15 protein-coding genes and 4 pseudogenes are annotated in these 15,569 nt (G+C 62.6%); 11 read left to right on the top strand and 8 right to left on the bottom strand.

The annotated features are described in order from the left end of the window. Nucleotides 1-2: 2 nt before the first annotated feature. Nucleotides 3-710, bottom strand: a complete 708-nt coding sequence (locus Q5701_RS10690; RefSeq protein ID WP_306755211.1) for a hypothetical protein — start codon at nt 708-710, stop codon at nt 3-5. Between the two features lie 146 nt (nt 711-856). On the opposite strand from Q5701_RS10690, the gene purB reads away from it, so the two are divergent. The 4 genes from purB (at nt 857) to gap (ending at nt 4,547) form a co-directional block, all read left to right on the top strand. Next, nucleotides 857-2,170 (top strand): adenylosuccinate lyase, encoded by a 1,314-nt coding sequence (purB, locus tag Q5701_RS10685; protein ID WP_306755210.1) that lies wholly within the window; start codon nt 857-859, stop codon nt 2,168-2,170. A 70-nt stretch (nt 2,171-2,240) separates the two neighbouring features. Then, on the top strand, nt 2,241-3,254 hold the full coding sequence (locus tag Q5701_RS10680) for a FliG C-terminal domain-containing protein (protein ID WP_234853306.1): 1,014 nt from the start codon (nt 2,241-2,243) through the stop codon (nt 3,252-3,254). 39 nt (nt 3,255-3,293) lie between these two features. Then, the gene (locus Q5701_RS10675) at nt 3,294-3,437 is read left to right on the top strand and encodes a hypothetical protein (protein ID WP_306755209.1); all 144 of its coding nucleotides are present in this window, start codon (nt 3,294-3,296) and stop codon (nt 3,435-3,437) included. Nucleotides 3,438-3,545: 108 nt separating this feature from the next. Next, nucleotides 3,546-4,547 (top strand): type I glyceraldehyde-3-phosphate dehydrogenase, encoded by a 1,002-nt coding sequence (gene gap / locus Q5701_RS10670; RefSeq protein ID WP_306755208.1) that lies wholly within the window; start codon nt 3,546-3,548, stop codon nt 4,545-4,547. A gap of 35 nt (nt 4,548-4,582) precedes the next feature. Here gap and Q5701_RS10665 read toward each other — a convergent pair whose 3' ends face one another. Further along, a complete protein-coding gene (locus tag Q5701_RS10665) occupies nt 4,583-4,885 on the bottom strand; it encodes an antibiotic ABC transporter (protein ID WP_306755207.1) in 303 nt (100 codons plus the stop codon). A gap of 135 nt (nt 4,886-5,020) precedes the next feature. Between Q5701_RS10665 and pyrC the strand changes: the two genes are divergently transcribed. The 4 genes from pyrC to Q5701_RS10645 all read left to right on the top strand — a co-directional run bounded on the left by pyrC (nt 5,021) and on the right by Q5701_RS10645 (nt 8,672). Next, entirely contained in the window at nt 5,021-6,061 is a 1,041-nt protein-coding gene (pyrC, locus tag Q5701_RS10660) for a dihydroorotase (protein WP_306755206.1), read from the top strand. Beyond that, the gene (locus tag Q5701_RS10655) at nt 6,061-6,732 is read left to right on the top strand and encodes an orotate phosphoribosyltransferase (protein WP_373568641.1); all 672 of its coding nucleotides are present in this window, start codon (nt 6,061-6,063) and stop codon (nt 6,730-6,732) included. The genes pyrC and Q5701_RS10655 overlap by 1 nt, the downstream gene beginning before the upstream one ends. Before the next feature lie 105 nt (nt 6,733-6,837). Further along, a complete protein-coding gene (locus Q5701_RS10650; RefSeq protein WP_234853311.1) occupies nt 6,838-8,325 on the top strand; it encodes a replicative DNA helicase in 1,488 nt (495 codons plus the stop codon). After that, on the top strand, nt 8,316-8,672 hold the full coding sequence (locus tag Q5701_RS10645; RefSeq protein ID WP_306755205.1) for a DMT family protein: 357 nt from the start codon (nt 8,316-8,318) through the stop codon (nt 8,670-8,672). Before Q5701_RS10650 ends, Q5701_RS10645 begins: the two co-directional genes overlap by 10 nt. 113 nt (nt 8,673-8,785) lie before the next feature. Here the strand turns inward: Q5701_RS10645 and Q5701_RS23090 are convergent. Next, a pseudogene (locus tag Q5701_RS23090) lies at nt 8,786-9,259 on the bottom strand (IS30 family transposase); the annotation flags it as partial. Between the two features lies 1 nt (nt 9,260). Between Q5701_RS23090 and Q5701_RS10640 the strand changes: the two are divergent. Both Q5701_RS10640 and Q5701_RS10635 read left to right on the top strand, forming a co-directional pair. Further along, nucleotides 9,261-9,377: pseudogene (locus Q5701_RS10640) on the top strand (IS5/IS1182 family transposase); the annotation flags it as partial. A gap of 29 nt (nt 9,378-9,406) precedes the next feature. Continuing rightward, nucleotides 9,407-9,838 (top strand): annotated as a pseudogene (locus Q5701_RS10635) (aldehyde dehydrogenase family protein); the annotation flags it as partial. Between the two features lie 71 nt (nt 9,839-9,909). Here Q5701_RS10635 and Q5701_RS10630 read toward each other — a convergent pair. Together Q5701_RS10630 and Q5701_RS10625 are read right to left on the bottom strand one after the other, a co-directional pair. Further along, nucleotides 9,910-10,577 (bottom strand): annotated as a pseudogene (locus tag Q5701_RS10630) (IS30 family transposase); the annotation flags it as partial. Nucleotides 10,578-10,607: 30 nt separating this feature from the next. Beyond that, entirely contained in the window at nt 10,608-10,763 is a 156-nt protein-coding gene (locus Q5701_RS10625) for a hypothetical protein (RefSeq protein WP_306755203.1), read from the bottom strand. A 229-nt stretch (nt 10,764-10,992) separates the two neighbouring features. On the opposite strand from Q5701_RS10625, the gene Q5701_RS10620 reads away from it, so the two are divergent. Next, nucleotides 10,993-11,469 (top strand): pyridoxamine 5-phosphate oxidase, encoded by a 477-nt coding sequence (locus tag Q5701_RS10620; RefSeq protein ID WP_234855234.1) that lies wholly within the window; start codon nt 10,993-10,995, stop codon nt 11,467-11,469. A gap of 34 nt (nt 11,470-11,503) precedes the next feature. Here Q5701_RS10620 and Q5701_RS10615 read toward each other — a convergent pair whose 3' ends face one another. The 3 genes from Q5701_RS10615 to lpdA form a co-directional block, all read right to left on the bottom strand. After that, nucleotides 11,504-11,746: a hypothetical protein gene (locus Q5701_RS10615; RefSeq protein ID WP_306755202.1), complete on the bottom strand. Its 243-nt coding sequence runs from the start codon at nt 11,744-11,746 to the stop codon at nt 11,504-11,506. Then, complete coding sequence (locus Q5701_RS10610; protein WP_306755201.1) at nt 11,721-14,015, bottom strand: glycosyl hydrolase family 28-related protein; 2,295 nt, start codon at nt 14,013-14,015, stop codon at nt 11,721-11,723. Before Q5701_RS10610 ends, Q5701_RS10615 begins: the two co-directional genes overlap by 26 nt. A gap of 109 nt (nt 14,016-14,124) precedes the next feature. After that, a complete protein-coding gene (gene lpdA, locus Q5701_RS10605; RefSeq protein ID WP_306755393.1) occupies nt 14,125-15,519 on the bottom strand; it encodes a dihydrolipoyl dehydrogenase in 1,395 nt (464 codons plus the stop codon). Nucleotides 15,520-15,569: the final 50 nt, after the last annotated feature.

Here is a 15,569-nt window from a genome sequence, read left to right as displayed (position 1 = left end):
GATCAAAGCCGGTGGGCGCGGTCGTCATCGTCCGAACGGCGCGACGCCGAGGGATTCTCGCCCCGCAATGCGGACCGCAACTGATCTGCCGCCCCCGCGAACTCCTGCACAATGCCGGTGGCCTGGCCCGCAACCCCGCGGAAGGACTCGACTGCCATGGCCATGGACTTGGCCACGCCTTCCAGGCTTTCGGACAGCTTAGTCGAGGTTTCGATCAGGCTTTCGGCGAAATTACCCTTCTTGGCCTTGCGTTGGGACGACGGGCGGCGGCGCGACGCCTCCTGCCGCAGGCGGGCGACCTCTCGGCTGTCATGACGCTCTTGGTCGTGGACACGGCTGCGCATTGCGTCGCGTTCGTCATCGTCCAGCTTGGCAAATTGCGGCACCGGGCGACGGGGCCTGTGGTGCGACGACGGCGAATCGTCGGACAAGGCCTCGGCGATCTTGCGGACTGCAAAGACCGCAGCTGCCGTTCCGCCTGCCACGCCAAGCGCAATTCCGCCCCAGACGGCAATCTTGGTGCCCGTTGCGGGGCTGGGATAGGACGAACGGCCATCAGGGGAAACGCGGCCCGAGGGAAATACCCGTCGGGAATGCGGCATCTGGTGACCAGGGGGCACTGGACGTGGGCCGAAACGGGTTTCGGTCGTGCGGTCGGCCTCGGTCAGGGGGCGGTTGTCGTCATGATTGTCATTCGGGGTGGGATTCATCGCTGCTCTCCGGCGTTATCGGATCGGTTCGCTTCCCCAACCAATTGTGCAGTCGGAATGTTCCCTGGCACGGTGCGGGCCAATCGAAATCTTGCTCCTGCGTCATGGCCCCGCTATGCCCGCCCCAACTGCAAAAGAGGCCTGCCATGATCCCGCGCTATGCCCGTCCCGAGATGACCGCCATCTGGTCGCCGGAAACCCGTTTTCGCATCTGGTTCGAAATCGAGGCCCATGCCTGCGATGCCCAGGCCGACCTGGGCGTGATCCCGCGCGAAAACGCGCAGGCCGTGTGGCGCGCCAAGGACGTGGAATTCGACGTGGCCCGCATCGACGAGATCGAGGCCGTGACCAAGCACGACGTGATCGCCTTTCTGACGCATCTGGCGGAACATATCGGTTCGGACGAGGCCCGCTTTGTCCACCAGGGCATGACCAGCAGCGACGTTCTGGACACCACGCTGAACGTGCAACTGGTGCGCGCGGCCGACATCCTGCTGGCTGATCTGGACCGTGTGCTGGAGGCGCTGAAACGCCGCGCCTATGAACACAAGGACACGGTCCGCATCGGTCGCAGCCACGGCATTCATGCCGAACCAACCACGATGGGCCTGACCTTCGCGCGCTTTTACGCAGAAATGGACCGCAACCGGAACCGCCTGGAAAAAGCCCGGTGGGAGGTCGCGACCGGGGCCATTTCAGGCGCCGTGGGCACCTTCGCCAATATCGATCCCGCGGTCGAGGAGCATGTCTGCGCCAAGCTGGGCCTGCGCCCCGAGCCGATCAGCACCCAGGTGATCCCGCGCGACCGCCATGCGATGTTCTTCGCAACCCTGGGCGTCATTGCCAGCAGCATCGAGAACGTGGCCATCGAAATCCGCCATATGCAGCGGACCGAGGTGCTGGAGGCCGAGGAGTTCTTCAGCCCCGGCCAGAAGGGCAGTTCCGCGATGCCCCACAAGCGCAACCCGGTCCTGACCGAAAACCTGACGGGCCTTGCCCGCCTGGTCCGCATGGCGGTGATTCCGGCGATGGAGAATGTGGCTCTGTGGCACGAACGCGACATCAGCCATTCATCGGTCGAGCGTGCCATCGGCCCAGACGCCACGATCACGCTGGATTTCGCGCTGAACCGGCTGGCAGGCGTGATCGACAAGCTGGTGATCTATCCCGACACCATGCTGAAGAACATGAACAAGTTCAAAGGCCTGGTGATGTCGCAGCGGGTTCTTCTGGCGCTGACCCAGGCTGGCGTCTCGCGCGAGGATGCCTATCGCCTAGTGCAGCGAAATGCGATGAAGGTCTGGGAACAAGGCGCTGATTTCAAATCGGAACTTCTGGTCGACGCCGAGGTGACGGCCGTCCTGTCGCCCGACCAGATCGAGGAGAAATTCGACCTTGGCTATCACACCAAGCACGTCGATACGATCTTTCGCCGGGTATTCGAAGATAGCCAGAAATAGCCGCGCGTAAACGCCATGTTAGGGAAGCTCTGCCAGATTGACAGCATGGAACGGTCGATCTGGTGGGGCCATGACAATACAAACGGGATTGAACCAAAGGCAAAAGGCGGCGGTCATCGTGCGCCTGCTTCTGGATGATGAATCGGCTTCCGGCCTGTCGCGGCTGAACAGCGAAAGCCAGACGCTGTTGGCCGAGGAAATGGCGGGAATGGAACTGATCGACCGCCACACGCGCGACGCGATCATCACGGAATTCTGTGACCGGCTGGAATCAGTTGGCGTGACCTTTCCCGGCGACCTGGATGGCACGCTGGCGATGCTGGGCGCGCAACTGTCCGAAGACAGCACCGACCGGCTGCGCCGCCGCGCCGTGGTACTGGGCCGGGGCGACCCCTGGCCCCGCATAGCGGCCCTGCCCGCTTCTGCCGTCACGGCGCTTGCAAATTCCGAAGCGGTCGAGATGGTCGCCTTGATGCTGTCCAAGCTGCCGGTGGAACGCGCGTCGGAACTGTTCGTGGGCCTGCCGCGCCAACGGGCACGGGCCATTGCGCAGGCCATGTCCATGACGGCCGGTGTCACGCCCGAATCACTGCACCGCGTCGGAGTGATCCTGCTGCAAGCAGCCGAGGCGCTGCCCCGGCCCGCCATTTCCACCCCCGCAACAGACCGGATGGGCGCGATCCTGAACTTTGCCACCGCCGATTTGCGGGACGACGTGCTGGACAGCCTGGATCGGCATGACGCCGACTTCGCAGGCAGCGTACGCAAGGCGATCTTCATCTTCGCCCATATCCCCGCCCGCGTCCTGCCCCGTGACGTTCCCCGCATCATTCGAGAGGTCGATCAGCCCATCCTCGTCCGCGCCCTCGCAGCCCAGGGCGAGGCCGAAGCTGCGGCCGCCGACTTCATCTTGTCGAACCTGTCGCAACGTATGTCCGACGGCCTGCGCGAGGAACGCAACGATCTGGGCAAGCTTCGCGCATCCGACATCGAGGAAGCCATGACCGAGGTTGTCAGCGCCATCCGTCGTCTTGAAGAAGCCGGGGAAATCACCCTGATCCTTCCGCAGGACGATGACGACTGACAGGCTTGCGGAGACGTTTCGGTGGGCGGATAAGCAGGTATGACCAATTCCATCGCCATTGCCGTTCTGGTCCTGATCGGCGCGCTTTTTGCCGCCGATCAGATCTGGCTGCACTGGGATTTACCGCTGCTGGCGGCCCGTTCGATGGACGATTTCATCGACCACCTTAGCTTCTGGCGCTAACATCCCCGTCCTGATCATATCCAGGCAAGACAGGCGCCACTGCGCATTTGCATCACCCCGGACAGCGCGATACGAGGGGCCAACGTCACTTGGTCGGGAGAGAGAACCATGGCTGTCAAAGTTGCGATCAACGGTTTCGGGCGCATCGGGCGCAACGTGCTGCGCGCGATCATCGAATCGGGCCGCACCGATATCGAGGTGGTTGCGATCAACGACTTGGGTCCGGTCGAAACCAATGCGCATCTGCTGCGCTATGACAGCGTGCATGGCCGTTTCCCGGCAACCGTAACCGTCAGCGGTGATTCCATCGACGTGGGCCGCGGCCCGATCAAGGTCACGGCCATTCGCAACCCCGCCGATCTGCCCTGGGGCGATGTCGATGTGGTCATGGAATGCACCGGCATCTTCGCGTCCAAGGAAAAGGTCCAGCCGCACCTGTCGACCGGTGCCAAGCGGGTGCTGATCTCTGCCCCCGGTGACAATGCCGACAAGACCATCGTCTTTGGCGTGAACGACGACACGCTGACCGCCGACGATCTGGTGGTGTCAAATGCAAGCTGCACCACGAACTGCCTGTCACCAGTGGCGAAGGTGCTGAATGACAGCATCGGCATCGCCAAGGGCTTCATGACCACCATCCACAGCTATACCGGCGACCAGCCGACGCTGGATACGATGCACAAGGATCTGTATCGCGCCCGCGCCGCTGCCCTGTCGATGATCCCGACCTCGACCGGGGCTGCCAAGGCCGTGGGCCTCGTGCTGCCCGAACTGAAGGGCAAGTTGGACGGCGTGGCGATCCGGGTGCCGACGCCCAACGTCTCGGTCGTGGACCTTGTGTTCGAGGCTGGCCGCGACACCTCGGTCGAGGAAATCAACGCTGTCATCAGGACTGCCGCCGACGGTCCGATGAAAGGGGTGTTGGGTTATACCGATGAACCGCTGGTGTCCTCGGATTTCAACCACGATCCGCATTCGTCCGTTTTCCACATGGATCAGACCAAGGTGATGGACGGCCGGCTGTGCCGGATCCTGACCTGGTATGACAACGAATGGGGCTTCTCCAACCGGATGTCGGATACGGCTGTCGCCATGGGCAAGCTGATCTGAAACGAGGCACGGCGGGGGCAACCCCGCCGGTTTCTTCAGCCGGCTTTCGACAATCGCCGGGAATTGGCGCGCGTCCGCTTGCCATAGGGACGCAACGCGGCCGCCATCACGCGTTCGGCACTGGCGCCCCGGCCCGCCGCCTGGGCCATTGCGAACAGCGATTCCGTCGCGGCTGCCTGCTTTTCGGCAACCATGCGGAAGGGCTCTCCCGGTGCTTGGGCCATCATGCCCATCATGCCCGCGGTCCGCAGGCCGATCACCATCTGCGCCTCGATGCCCATTCGGGCGAATTGCGCCCACAGGCGCACGGGGTTGTTCGAAATCTTGCGAGATGGCATTGAAAAATCCTTTGAGCGTTCCTTTCAATCTGGGCCGACCCTGGTGCTACTACAAGTGCGACCTTGGAATAGATGCGCGCCATTTTACGCATGGCCCGCTTGGCAACCGGCCCTTGCCATGTATAGAGGCAGGCCATGACTGACCGGATTACCCTTCGCCGCCCCGACGACTGGCACCTGCATCTTCGCGACGGCGCGATGCTGACAGCAGTTGCCCCCCATTCCGCCGGTTTCGGCCGCGCGATCATCATGCCGAACCTTGTTCCGCCAGTGGTCACGGGCACCCAGGCAGCCGCCTATCGCGACCGGATAATGGCAGCCCTGCCCCATGGCGCGGCGCTGCAGCCGCAGATGACCCTGTATCTGACCGATGCGACCGAAGCTGCCGAGGTCGTGGCTGCGTTCCGTGGCGGCATCATCCGGGCTGTGAAGCTGTATCCGGCGGGCGCCACGACCAATTCGGCCAGCGGCGTGACCGATTTCGACCGTGTCCAGCCGGTGCTGGAGGCGATGGCCGAAGCAGGCGTCACCCTGTGCGTCCACGGCGAGGTCACCGATCCGACCGTGGACATCTTCGACCGGGAAGCGGTGTTCATCGACCGCGTGCTGGACCCGCTGCGCCGCCGCACTCCTGGACTGCGGGTGGTCATGGAACACATTACCACCAGCGAGGGCGTTGCCTATGTTCGCGCGAGTGGCGACAATCTGGCGGCCACGATCACCACGCATCACCTGGTCATCAACCGCAATGCCATCCTGGCCGGGGGTATCCGGCCACATTATTACTGCTTGCCTGTCGCCAAGCGGGAATCTCACCGCCTTGCCCTGCGCGAAGCCGCCACCGGTGGCGAGGCGCGGTTTTTCCTGGGCACTGACAGCGCGCCTCATACTGATGCCGCCAAGCTGCAGCCCTGCGGCTGCGCAGGCTGCTTTACCGCGCCGAACACCCTGTCGATCCTGGCCCATGTGTTCGAGGACGAGGGCGCCTTGGACCGGCTTGAAGGATTCACCAGCCTCAACGGTGCCGCCTTTTATCGCCTGCCGCCGAACGAAGACCGAATCACCCTGGTCAAGCGCGACACCCCTGCCGAATACCCGACGCAAATCGCGGCAGGCGGCGAGACTGTCACCGTTTTCGATCCCGGCTTTCCGCTTTATTGGCATCTGGAGGACTGATGAACCTGCCCTTCCCCACGCGCGAGGAAATCGCCCGCCTGTCCGCCCGGATGCTGCTGGAGATCAAGGCTGTTGATTTCAATGCGGAAAAGCCGTTTACCTATGCCTCGGGACTAAAAGGGCCGACCTATGTCGATTGCCGCCGCATCATCAGCTATCCCCGTGTACGCGCCACGCTGATGGATTTCATGGCCGCGACCGTCATGCGCGATGCGGGTTTCGAGGCTTTCGACAATGTGGCAGGCGGTGAAACGGCGGGGATCCCCTTTGCGGCCATGGTCGCGGAACGGCTGGGCCTGCCGATGACCTATGTTCGCAAGAAGCCCAAGGGCTATGGCCGCAATGCCCGGATCGAAGGGGTCATGACCGAAGGCCAACGTGTCCTGCTGGTCGAGGATCTGACAACGGATGGTGGCAGCAAGCTGTCCTTCGTCGATGCGATTCGCGACACTGGCGCATCCTGCGCGCATACGGCGGTCATTTTCTATTACGGCATCTTCCCGGAAACCACGCAGAGGCTGGCCGATCACGGCGTCGCACTGCATCATTTATGCACCTGGTGGGATGTCCTGGCCGAGGCAAGGTCGCAAGCGGCGTTCGACGATAAAACCTTGGCCGAGGTCGAGGTTTTCCTGACCGACCCCCGCGCCTGGCAGGCCGCGAACGCCTGAGTTATCCACAAGCAATCCACAGATCGGCCCCCTGAAATCGCATCGCACGGCGTTCCCCGCACGGGTCATCAGGTGTAGAACGGATGGCAACAAAGGGGGCAGCACATGACCAATCTGCGCGTCATCATTCCAGGCCAGGCTGGGGATGCGGAAAACACGCCCTCGATCCCGTTTTCGCTGGAAGCGGAACAACAGCTTCTGGGCGCGCTGCTGACGAACAACGACGTCTTCGACCGCGTCAGCCAGATCATCAAGCCGGATCACTTCTATCACCCGGTCCACGCGCGCATCTTCGACATCTGTTCCGAACGGATCCGCAAGAACGCGCTTGCCAGCCCCGTCACCATCAAGGCCTTTCTGGAACATGACGACGGGCTGAAGGAACTGGGCGGGCCTGCCTATCTGGCGCGCATGGCTGGCGCTGCCATCAGCGCCTATGCCGCCCGCGACTATGCCCAGATGATCCGCGAGTTCGCTTTGCGCCGCGAGTTGATCCAGTTGGGGCAGGACATTTCCGCCCGCGCAGCCACCGTCGAAGTGGGCGATGAGGCCGAGGAGCAGATCAAGGCCGCCGAACAGACGCTGTATAAGCTGGGCGAGGCAGGGACCGCCGAACGCGGCTTCCAATCCTTCCTTAAGGCCGTGACCGGCGCGGTTCAGGCAGCCAACGCCGCCTATCAGCGCGACGGCAAGCTGTCGGGAATTTCGACAGGGCTGATCGACCTTGACGGCAAGATGGGCGGATTGAACAATTCCGACCTGGTGATCCTGGCGGGACGACCCTCGATGGGGAAAACTTCGCTTGCCACCAACATCGCCTTCAATATTGCCAAGGCCCACAAGATCGGGGAACGGCCTGACGGCACGACCGGCACCGTCGAAGGCGGCGTCGTGGGATTTTTCAGCCTGGAAATGTCTGCCGAACAACTCGCGGCCCGGATCCTGTCCGAGGCAGCCGAGGTGCCATCCGAACGGATCCGCAGCGGCAACATGGACGAAGGCGAATTCCGCCGCTTTGTCGAAGCCGCGCACGCCCTGCAGAACTGTCCCCTTTATATCGACGACACGCCCGCCCTGCCCATCAACCAGCTTGCCGCCCGCGCGCGCAAACTGAAGCGGACGCACGGGTTGGACGTGCTGATGGTGGACTATCTGCAGTTGCTGAAGGCAGCCTCGGCCAAGGACAGCCGCGTGAACGAGGTATCCGAGATCACCCAAGGCCTGAAAGCCATTGCCAAGGAACTGAATATCCCGGTCATTGCCTTGTCGCAGCTGTCGCGCCAGGTCGAGAACCGCGAGGACAAGCGCCCGCAACTGTCCGACCTGCGCGAATCCGGCTCGATCGAACAGGACGCCGACATCGTGATGTTCGTGTTTCGCGAGGAATATTACAAGGAACGTGAAAAGCCGTCCGACAGCGACCTGGACGCGATGGCCAAGTGGCAGCAGGTCATGGAACAATGCCACGGCAAGGCCGAAGTGATCCTGGGCAAGCAGCGTCACGGCCCCATCGGCACGGTCGAATTGTCCTTTGAAGGTCAGTTCACCCGCTTCGGCAACCTGGCCAAGGACCGGCAGGCGCAATGGGATTAGGCCTGCCTGTCCCGGCTGTCACCATCGGTTTGCTGATCGCGTCGAACGTGTTCATGACGGTGGCTTGGTATGGGCACCTGAAGTTCAAGGCCGCACCCCTGGTCACGGTGATCGCGATCAGTTGGTTCATCGCGCTGTTCGAATACATCCTGCAAGTGCCCGCCAACCGCATCGGCCACGGGCATTTCAGCGCCGCGCAGTTGAAGACAATTCAGGAAGTCATCAGCCTGTCCGTCTTTGCCCTGTTTTCCTGGGTTTACTTGGGCGAAAAGATCGGCTGGCAGCACGGGGTGGGCTTTAGCCTGATCTGCCTGGGCGCCTGGTTCATCTTTCACGATTTCGGCTAGCGGACCCCGGCCCCGTGGTGTTCGGGCATAGTTCGTGCTGTCGGCAGGGATTTCTACCACCAAATACGTGTGCACTCTCCATTCTGAATGCACCCGTCCTGCGGCGGGGTTCGTCATGGTGCCTCCCATCGTATCAGCTCATCTCGAAACGCTTCGGTAGGTGTCCGGTAGCCCAGGCACTTTCGGGAGCGTGGCGTTCAACCGCTGACACATCATCCTCATCGAACGAGGTGTCAGCGGCAACACAGCACTGTCCCAGGGCAGGCAGCGGCGGAGCCGCCTGTTCATGTTCTCGACCCAGCCTTTTTGCCACGGCGCTTGCGGGTCGCAGAACCACGCCTTCGTGTCCATGCCGGTTTCCAGCTAGCGCCAGGCCACGAACTCCAGGCCGCGGTCAAAGGTGATCGAGCGCCGCGCATCGGCGGGCATGGGGCGACTCTCGTGGATCAGGCGGTTCATGAGGGGCTTGGATTTCGATCGTTGTTGCGCAGCAGAACAGTGTAGCGGGTCTTCCGTTCGACCAGCGTGACCACATTGGCGTTGCCCTGAACCCGCTCAAAGATCATCAAGTCGCCTTCCCATTTCCCCCTGAACCGCTTTCGCCGCCTCGCCATCCGCTACGAGCGGCGCGCCGACATCCACGAGGCCTTCGTGATCCTCGGCTGCGCTCTCATCTGCCTCAACCAGATCAGACGGTTTTGTTAGGTGTTCTAAGTCGCCGAAATTCGCGCGCTATCGAGCAGGGCCAAGCTGAAGGGCCACGCCTCGTCTGCGGCGGCATAGGTGAGGGGATGTTCGTGCCACCGACAGTCTTTACTGATGCGACAGATGACATGTTCATCGCGCATGAGGAGATCTTCGGGCCAGTGATGACAGTGCTGTCCTTTATCATCGAAGACGAGGTTGTTGCCCGTGCTAATGCTACCCCTTACGGGTTGGCGGCAGGTATTTTCACAGCTGATCTGTCCCGAGGCCACCGGATGGCCGCAGTTTTGCAGGCAGGTACGACCTGGATCAACGCCTATAATCTAATGCCAATCGAAGCGCCTTGAGGCGGCAGCAAGCTGTCAGGCCTTGGGCGCGAGAACTCTGCTGCCGCAATCAATCATAACTCCCAGTTGAAGTCAGTCTATGTGGGCATGGGAAGCGTTGATGCGCCTTACTGAAAGAATCTATCACCATCTTGGCACAGCGCGATGCCGTATTGGGGTGAGGTATCCACACCATCAGTTGCCGGGTTCATGAGGGGCTTGGATTTCGATCGTTGTTGCGCAGCAGAACAGTGTAGCGGGTCTTCCGTTCGACCAGCGTGACCACATTGGCGTTGCCCTGAACCCGCTCAAAGATCATCAAGTCGCCTTCCCATTTCCCCAACGGGCTGCGATCGTTGATCTCGGGCGGCCGGTTGTGAATGCTCGTTTTCGCAGCAAAGACCCGGTTGCGCGGCGTGCGGGCATGGCGGGGCTTCCGCTTCCGCCGCCGCTCGGGCAGAAGGGGTGCCAGTTGCGCGGACTGTCCTTCGGCAGAATGGACATACTGGCAGATCGTCTCGTGGCAGAGCCGGTGCAGGGCGCCGGGCTCAACCCTGCGCCGGCCTGCAATCTGTTCCGCCGACCAGCCTTCGTGCAGACAGCGGATCACCTCGGCACGCAAGTCCGGAAGACGCTCAAGCTTGCGCCGGCGAGAACGCCTGCGGTCGGCCTGGGACTGAGCGGTCATAGGACAGTAGCCATCAGCCTGGGGGACATCCTTGTCATGCCACCAGTTGCGTCTGACTTCGCGGGTGATGGTCGAGCGACTGCGGCCGAGCATCTGAGCAATCTTTGTCTTCGGCACCTTGGCCTGCAGCAGCCGCGCTATCACGCGGCGTTCGTCCAGCGTCAGGTTGGTGAAAGGGCGCCGCATCACATCCTCCTGAAGTGCTTCAGGAAGCTGTCAGGCGATGCATTCCGGAATGAACGTTCCCTCGCGGCGCCAGAACGATTCGGGATCGCTGACCGATTCGGCATAAAGGCGGGCGTAATCGGCTGGCCCTACATGGGCCTTTTCAAAGCCCGCCGGAATTGGATGCTTTTCAATCGCTTCGGTCATCGTGGTCCCCTCCTCGCTTTTTAGTGCCATGCTGCTGGCCTCTACCCTTCGGCTGGTCGCAGCAGGGCTTTTCGGCGCGCCCTGGGGGAATGTTAATCACATTGCAGCGAGCCTGTTAAGTGTTTTTATCGAAACGATAATTTTGAAAATTAATTGACGAAACCTTTGGGGTATCGGTAAATTATTCACAAGCCTTGCAAACCGCACCGACCGGCGCCAGCGTTTGCGCATGACAAAGGATCCCGTTCGCACGATCACCGACGCCGCCCGCGACAGCGCGCGGGGAATGCTGGCCGCAATGCGTCATGCGGTGCTGGCGGTGAATGACCGGCCAACCGGCCACCCGCACCTGTCCAAGATCGCCTGCCAGATCGACGCATCCGGCGTGCCTGTTGCGCTGCTGTCGGGGCTGGCGGTCCACAGCCATGCGCTGGCCGCCGATGACCGCGCGGCGCTGCTGGTGGAAGCGCAGGGGGATCGGGGCGATCCGATGACCTGGCCGCGCCTGTCTTTGCAGGTCGCGGCCCATGTGATCGACGATCCCGCCGGACTGCGGGATCGCTGGCTGGATGCGCATCCCAAGGCAGCGGTCTTTATCGACCTGCCGGATTTCCGCTTTTGGCGGCTGGTGCCGCTGTCGGGCTTTCTGAACGCCGGTTTCGGCGCGGCGTTCCGGTTGACGCCCGCCGATCTGGGGTTGCGATGAAGAACCGCCGCGACGGGCGCGGCGGTCAGGCGGACTATTGCGGGCGGTCCATCCGCGCATAGATGGAGACCTTGCCCTTTACCCCCGATGGCCAGTTCAGCCGGATCTGACGCTTGGTAGTGCCGATTTCGGTCTGCACCCAAGGGGCGGCATCGACGCGCGCGCCGCTGGCGTTGACGATGGCAGATTCCGCGATCACCGACTGCACCGACTTGGCCCAGCCCTTGAAGGGCAGCCCGTCGATCAGCGGACTATTGCGGGCGGTCCATCCGCGCATAGATGGAGACCTTGCCCTTTACCCCCGATGGCCAGTTCAGCCGGATCTGACGCTTGGTGGTGCCGATTTCGGTCTGCACCCAGGGGGCGGCATCGACGCGCGCGCCGCTGGCGTTGACGATGGCCGATTCCGCGATCACCGACTGCACCGACTTGGCCCAGCCCTTGAAGGGCAGCCCGTCGATCACCGGCAAGGTCCATGTGGTCGCGGCCGAGGTCTGGTTGTGTTGCAACATCAGCGGGTTCGAGACATAGCTTTTCACGCCGTTGAAGGTGTTCCCCTCGAATTGCAGGTTGCGCATATTGTTGTAGTTGAGATCGGCGATCGAGGTATCGACCCGCTCGATCCGGTCGATGTCGCCATACAGCGCCTTGAAGACATTGCTGGTCACGGTCAGCCCGTGGATGAAATGCCCCGTGCCATAGGGCTTCACGGTCAGCCAGGTGAACCATGCGGCGGTGTTGGAACACAGGCAGGTGTTGCCGTTGATGGTCAACCCGCCAAAGCTGAACTCGTCTCCCGTGTAATTCGGCAGGGCGCTGTGTTCGTTGGTCCATTCGATCGACGCATTGTCGATGTAGTTGCCGTTGATCGTCGTCTGCACATTGGGCCGCGTCAGCACCAGCCCGGCATAGCGCAGCCCTTCGCCCGACCCGTCCCCCTGGAACCAATGGTTGCCGGAAATGATATGCCCGCCGCCATTGGCGACCATGAAATGCGCAAAACGCACAAAGCGGTTGTCGCGCATCTTCACATCGTTGGCGTTGACGTTGATCGCGACCGTTTTCCGCTGCTGCGCAGGCAATTCCATCTCGTTGGACAGGAACTGGCAGCGGTCCACCAGCATATCCTGGCATCCCCGCCCGATGGACGTGATGCCCCGGTCCTTGGGCTTAGTCAGATAGCAGTCGCGCAGCGCAATCATCTCGCCCTTGGGGGGCAGCATGATGCCGCTGGCAACGCCCTCGCAGTTCAGGTCCAGATCGACGAAATTCAGCCGCGACATCTGCTCGACGCCCGAAAAGTCGAACAGGTAGCGATAGCGTTCAAAGGAATAGCTTCGCGTCCCTGCCCCGCCGTAAAAGGGCTGCGACAGGGTCAGCGTGCGGGCGGCAACGTCCCTGGCGTTCACATACACCTCTCGGCCAACGCCATTGCCGATCACGCGGCTGCCCACCTCGATGGCGGCGACGTTGGCCACGTTGGACAGGCGCAAGGGCTGGGCGGGGTCATAGGTCGCCGTGCTGGTCCATTTGCCGGTGTCCCAGGCGGCGCCCGGCTTGGCGCTGAGGCTGCCGTTGCTGATCACGCGGCGATTGGCAAAGCCGGTCAGGCTGGGGGCCAGGACGCCGACATCCAGCGGTTCCTCCAGATCGACGCGCCGCCCGCACAGGTCCAGCGACACATGGTCGGTATATCCAAACAACGCCTGCAAGGCCTTCTTCATGCCCAGCGTTTCGCTGCCGAAGGCATCGGCATAGGTCGGGAAATCGAAGCTTTGCATCAACGACACGCGCGTTTCCGTGGGCGTGCGGATCGTGCCCTTGAAGCGGATGGGACTGTTGATGCCCAGATCGCCGTTGATGAAGAAGGTGCCTTCCGGGACCACCACCCAGCCGCCATTCGCCGCCTGGTCGGCGGCAATGAACGCCGCGCGGTCGTTGGTCTCGTTGTCGCCCTTGGCACCGAAATCGCGCACATCCACCCAGTCGATCAGCGACGGGATAAAGGCCGATGTCACGTCCTCGATGCGGATCGATTCGATGCGGAAGGCCCCGCCGTTCGCGCCCACCAGATCCAGCCCGAAATGGCCATAGACCGGCGCTGTTCCCCAGGCCATGTCCACCCCGCGACGCGATCCAACACCGACAATGGCGCTGATCTCCACCACCTCGCCATAGGCGGTTAGGGGCAGGGTCGGCCCGGCCTCGACCAGGCCGGCGACGCGGTTGCGCGACCCGTCCCCAGCCCATCCGGCGATCCGCACGCTGCACAAGGCGCCCGCCACGGCCTTGATCCGGGCCGAGACGCGCAGATAGACGCCCGGGATCATGGGCGTCTCGCCCTTGAAGCGAATGCTTGTGGTGGTCTGCTGCTTCATCACCTCGAGGCAGGTGCCGAAATCCTGGTCCGCCGGGACAAGGGCGCCGTTGTCCGCCGATCCCCAGGTTGGGCTGCCGGGCGTGCCGTTCGTCGTGGACCAGGCATTCAGCCCACCCCGGAACGCGGGCGGCATCAGCACAGGCCCGTTGGTGATCGCGATGTTCATGACCTATCTCCTTCAGCCGCGGCAGGCGCATGGGTGAAGGGATAGTTACCAAACGGTTAACGCAGGATTGACGGGGCGGGCGTTGCAGCCCTGCCCCGCGCAACGGGTGTCAGAAATGGATCGCCCGGCCGTATGCGTCCAGCACCGACTCGTGCATCATCTCGGACAGTGTCGGGTGCGGGAAGACCGTCTCCATCAGATCCTGCTCGGTCGTCTCAAGCTGGCGTCCGATGACATAGCCCTGGATCAGTTCCGTCACCTCGGCGCCCACCATATGCGCGCCCAGCAATTCGCCGGTCTTGGCGTCGAAGACGGTCTTGATCATGCCCTCGGGCTCACCCAAGGCAATGGCCTTGCCGTTGCCCATGAAGGGGAAGCGGCCGACCTTGACCTCGTGGCCCAGTTCCTTGGCCTTGGCCTCGGTCAGGCCGACGGATGCGACCTGCGGATGGCAATAGGTGCAGCCCGCGATGCTGGAGGGCTTGACCGGATGCGGATGCCCGCCCGCGATCAGTTCGGCCACCATCACGCCCTCGTGGCTGGCCTTGTGCGCAAGCCAGGGCGCGCCCGCCACGTCGCCGATGGCATAAAGCCCTTCGACGCCGGTGCGGCAATATTCGTCGGTCAGGACATGGGTGCGGTCGATCTTCACGCCCAGATCTTCCAGGCCCAAGTTTTCGACGTTGCCGACAATGCCCACGGCGGAAATCACCGTGTCGAAGTCCTGCGTCTCGGTCTTGCCGCCCGTTTCGATATGGGCGGTCACGGTGCCGCCCTTGCGGTCCAGCTTCTTGACCGTGGCCTTTTCCAGGATCTTCATGCCCTGCTTGACGAAAGCCTTTTTGGCGAAGGCGCTGATTTCCGCATCCTCGACCGGCAGGACGCGATCCATCACCTCGACCACGGTGGTATCGGCGCCCAGGGTGTTGAAGAAGCTGGCGAATTCGATGCCGATGGCGCCCGATCCGATCACCAGCAGCTTTTTCGGCATATGCGGCGGCACCAGCGCGTGCTTGTAGTTCCAGACCAGCTTGCCATCCGGCTCCAGCCCCGGCAGTTGGCGGGCGCGGGCGCCGGTCGCCAGGACGATATTCTTCGCCGTGACCTCCTCGGTGCCCTTGTCGGTCTTGACGCTGACCTTGCCGGGGGCGACCAGACGCGCCTCGCCCATGATGGTGGTGACCTTGTTCTTCTTGAACAGGTGGCCGATGCCGCCGGTCAGTTGCTTGGCGACCCCGCGCGACCGGACCACGACCTTTTCCAGGTCAAAGCCGATCCCGTCGGCCGACAGCCCGAAATCCTTGGCCCGGTGCATCAGGTGGAACACCTCGGCCGACCGCAGCAGGGCCTTGGTGGGGATGCAGCCCCAGTTCAGGCAGATGCCGCCCAGGTGTTCACGCTCGATGCAGGCGACCTTCAGGCCCAGTTGCGCGCCCCGGATCGCGGCGACATAGCCGCCCGGCCCGGCACCAATCACCACCATGTCGAAATTCTGGGCCATCAGCTATCCTCGTCTGGTCACGATAGTTGAGCGTTAAACCATTCCGCAAAGGG

The sequence above is a fragment of the Paracoccus actinidiae genome, assembly GCF_030863885.1.
Taxonomy (GTDB): Bacteria; Pseudomonadota; Alphaproteobacteria; order Rhodobacterales; family Rhodobacteraceae; genus Paracoccus; species Paracoccus everestensis.
The sequence above is the reverse complement of the archived record's forward strand: the minus strand, read 5'-3'. Positions and strand labels throughout refer to the sequence as shown.